Source organism: Neomoorella stamsii, assembly GCF_002995805.1.
In the GTDB taxonomy this organism is placed as follows: domain Bacteria; phylum Bacillota; class DSM-521; order Neomoorellales; family Neomoorellaceae; genus Neomoorella; species Neomoorella stamsii.
Genome location: NZ_PVXL01000069.1, coordinates 1 through 3426 on the forward strand (window position 1 = coordinate 1; position 3426 = coordinate 3426).

Sequence of the window (3426 nt, forward strand, 5' to 3'; positions counted from 1 at the left end):
TGTTCTTTGAAAACTGCACAGCGAGGAAGACGGACCCACCTACGAGAAGTGAATGGTCAAGCTAGTAAGGGCGTACGGTGGATGCCTAGGCGCTAAGAGGCGAAGAAGGGCGTGGTAAGCTGCGAAAAGCCCCGGGGAGCCGCAAGCAGGCGTCGAACCGGGGATACCCGAATGGGGCAACCCACCTGGAGTAATATCCAGGTACCCTGTACTGAATCCATAGGTACAGGGAGCGAACCGGGGGAACTGAAACATCTTAGTACCCCGAGGAAAAGAAAGCAAACGCGATTCCCCCAGTAGCGGCGAGCGAAGAGGGAAGAGCCCAAACCTTATGCATGGAGAAGGCTGCAACCGTTGTGCATAAGGGGTAGCGGGGCTTCCGGGAGTAGTTGCAGATACTCCACGAAGGCGAAGGCCGTAGGAGAACAGGACTGGAAAGTCCGGCCATAGGGGGTAAAAGCCCCGTATCCGAAACGGCTGAAGTCTTCGGGAAGGACCCCAAGTACCACGGGACACGTGGAATCCCGTGGGAATCCGGGAGGACCACCTTCCAAGGCTAAATACTCCTTAGCGACCGATAGTGCACTAGTACCGTGAGGGAAAGGTGAAAAGCACCCCGGGAGGGGAGTGAAATAGAACCTGAAACCGTATGCCCACAAGCAGTCAGAGGGCGTTAAAGCCTGATGGCGTACTTTTTGTAGAACGGGCCGGCGAGTTACGTTAACGAGCGAGGTTAAGGGGAAGACCCGGAGCCGGAGCGAAAGCGAGTCTGAAGAGGGCGATAAGTTCGTTGACGTAGACCCGAAACCGGGTGATCTACCCATGGGCAGGGTGAAGCGAGATTAAACTTTCGTGGAGGCCCGAACCGACCGGCGTTGAAAAGCCGGCGGATGACCTGTGGGTAGGGGTGAAATGCCAATCGAACCCGGAGATAGCTGGTTCTCCCCGAAATAGCTTTAGGGCTAGCCTCAAAGGGAGCTTAACGGAGGTAGAGCACTGATAAGGCTAGGGGCCTTACCAGGTTACCGAACCTTTTCAAACTCCGAATGCCGTTAAGACAACTTTGGGAGTCAGACTGCGGGTGCAAAGATTCGTAGTCGAGAGGGAAACAGCCCAGACCAACAGCTAAGGTCCCAAAAGACGGGCTAAGTGGGAAAGGATGTAGAGTTGCTTAAACAACCAGGATGTTGGCTTAGAAGCAGCCATCATTTAAAGAGTGCGTAATAGCTCACTGGTCGAGTGACTCTGCGCCGAAAATTTAGCGGGGCTCAAGCCCGTTACCGAAGCTTTGGGAACTGAGTGCACCACTGGTGCTGCAGTTCGGTAGGGGAGCGTTCTGTAAGCGTCGAAGCTGTACCGTAAGGAGCAGTGGAGCTTACAGAAGTGAGAATGCCGGCATAAGTAAGCGAGAAGGCAGGTGAGAATCCTGCCCGCCGAAAACCTAAGGGTTCCTGGGGAAGGCTCGTCCACCCAGGGTAAGTCGGGACCTAAGCCGAGGCGGAGAGCGTAGGCGATGGGCAATCGGTTGAAATTCCGATACCACCTGGAGGCCGTTAACAGGATGGGGTGACGCAGGAGGGTAGACACAGCGCACCGTTGGTCGTGTGCGTCCAAGCCAGTAGGGAGTGAGGCAGGCAAATCCGTCTCACACACATCCTGAGAGGTGACGGGGAGCGAAATTAAAGTAGCGAACTGGTCGAACCCAGACTGCCAAGAAAAGCCTCTAACGAGGACTCCGGGTGCCCGTACCGCAAACCGACACAGGTAGGTGGGGAGAGGATCCCGAGGCGCGCGAGCGAACCTTCGTTAAGGAACTCGGCAAAATGACCCCGTAACTTCGGGAGAAGGGGTACCCCGTTAGGGTGATAGTAAAAACTTACTGGAGCCCGAGGGGGTCGCAGAGAAGTGGCCCAGGCGACTGTTTACCAAAAACACAGGTGCCTGCTAAAGCGGAAGCTGAAGTATAGGTGCTGACGCCTGCCCGGTGCTGGAAGGTTAAGGGGAAGGGTTAGCGCAAGCGAAGCTCTGAACCGAAGCCCCAGTAAACGGCGGCCGTAACTATAACGGTCCTAAGGTAGCGAAATTCCTTGTCGGGTAAGTTCCGACCCGCACGAAAGGCGTAACGATCTGGGCGCTGTCTCAACGAAGGGCTCGGTGAAATTGTAGTACCCGTGAAGATGCGGGTTACCTGCGATAGGACAGAAAGACCCCGTGGAGCTTTACTGTAGCCTGACATTGGGTTTTGGTGTTTCATGTACAGGATAGGTGGGAGGCAGCGAACCACTGCCGCCAGGTAGTGGGGAGCCGACGGTGGGATACCACTCTTGAAGCACTGAAATTCTAACCCGAGGCCGTAAACCGGTCTGGGGACCGTGTCAGGTGGGCAGTTTGACTGGGGCGGTCGCCTCCTAAAAGGTAACGGAGGCGCCCAAAGGTTCCCTCAGCGCGGATGGAAATCGCGCGTAGAGTGCAAAGGCAGAAGGGAGCTTGACTGCGAGACCGACGGGTCGAGCAGGGACGAAAGTCGGGCTTAGTGATCCGGTGGTCCCGAGTGGAAGGGCCATCGCTCAACGGATAAAAGCTACCCCGGGGATAACAGGCTTATCCCGCCCAAGAGTCCACATCGACGGCGGGGTTTGGCACCTCGATGTCGGCTCATCGCATCCTGGGGCTGAAGTAGGTCCCAAGGGTTGGGCTGTTCGCCCATTAAAGCGGTACGTGAGCTGGGTTCAGAACGTCGTGAGACAGTTCGGTCCCTATCCATCGCAGGCGCAGGAAACTTGAGAGGAGCTGTCCCTAGTACGAGAGGACCGGGATGGACAGACCGCTGGTGTACCAGCTGTCCCGCCAGGGGCACCGCTGGGTAGCCAAGTCTGGAAGGGATAAGCGCTGAAAGCATCTAAGCGCGAAGCCCACCTCAAGATGAGGTTTCCCATGGAGCAATCCAGTAAGACCCCTGGAAGACTACCAGGTAGATAGGCCGGGAGTGTAAGGGGGGTAACCCCTTGAGCGGACCGGTACTAATCGGTCGAGGGCTTGACCATGAAAGAAGCGTGGGTAAAACGTCAACCTCGCTGGGTAGTTTTGAGAGAACAAACAACAGATGAGACAAAAGATTTCTGGTGGTAATAGCGGAGGGGAAACACCCGTTCCCATCCCGAACACGGCAGTTAAGCCCTCCAGCGCCGATGGTACTGGGGAGTATTCCCCGGGAGAGTAGGACACTGCCAGGAAGTTTTTCCAAAAGAGAGCATGGAGAAAAAATCTCCATGCTCTCCCTATACATTCCTCGGTAGCTCAATGGTAGAGCGCCCGGCTGTTAACCGGGTGGTTGCAGGTTCGAGCCCTGCCCGGGGAGCCATTCCCCTCAGCCCCTGTTAGGTTAACCCTATCAGGGGCTTTTTTGTTGCTAAATAACTCTTGCCT

1 tRNA gene and 2 rRNA genes are annotated in these 3426 nt (G+C 56.0%); all 3 read left to right on the top strand.

Going from position 1 to position 3426, the window contains the following annotated elements:
• Positions 1 to 54: 54 nt before the first annotated feature.
• The 3 genes from MOST_RS14790 (at position 55) to MOST_RS14800 (ending at position 3361) form a co-directional block, all read left to right on the top strand.
• Positions 55 to 3044, top strand: a 23S ribosomal RNA gene (locus MOST_RS14790).
• 74 nt (positions 3045 to 3118) lie between these two features.
• A 5S ribosomal RNA gene (gene rrf, locus MOST_RS14795) occupies positions 3119 to 3233 on the top strand.
• A 53-nt stretch (positions 3234 to 3286) separates the two neighbouring features.
• Positions 3287 to 3361: transfer RNA gene (locus MOST_RS14800), tRNA-Asn, on the top strand.
• The last annotated feature ends 65 nt before the right edge of the window (positions 3362 to 3426 follow it).